At 56.8% G+C, this 488-nt stretch carries 1 rRNA gene; it reads right to left on the reverse strand.

Annotated elements, in window-relative coordinates:
• Nucleotides 1-488 (reverse strand): 23S ribosomal RNA (locus tag HPT30_RS00745); the annotation flags it as partial.

The raw sequence follows: 488 nt of genomic DNA on the forward strand, positions 1-488 counted from the left end.
AACAACTGGTGCACCAGCGGTACGTCCATCCCGGTCCTCTCGTACTAAGGACAGCTCCTCTCAAATTTCCTACGCCCACGACAGATAGGGACCGAACTGTCTCACGACGTTCTGAACCCAGCTCGCGTACCGCTTTAATGGGCGAACAGCCCAACCCTTGGGACCTACTTCAGCCCCAGGATGCGATGAGCCGACATCGAGGTGCCAAACCTCCCCGTCGATGTGGACTCTTGGGGGAGATAAGCCTGTTATCCCCAGGGTAGCTTTTATCCGTTGAGCGATGGCCCTTCCATGCGGTACCACCGGATCACTAAGTCCGACTTTCGTCCCTGCTCGACTTGTAGGTCTCGCAGTCAAGCTCCCTTCTGCCTTTGCACTCTTCGAATGATTTCCAACCATTCTGAGGGAACCTTGGAACGCCTCCGTTACTCTTTAGGAGGCGACCGCCCCAGTCAAACTGCCCGCCTGACACGGTCCCCGTACCCGAT

The organism is Paenibacillus agri, from assembly GCF_013359945.1.
Classification (GTDB): Bacteria; Bacillota; Bacilli; order Paenibacillales; family Paenibacillaceae; genus Paenibacillus_AQ; species Paenibacillus_AQ agri.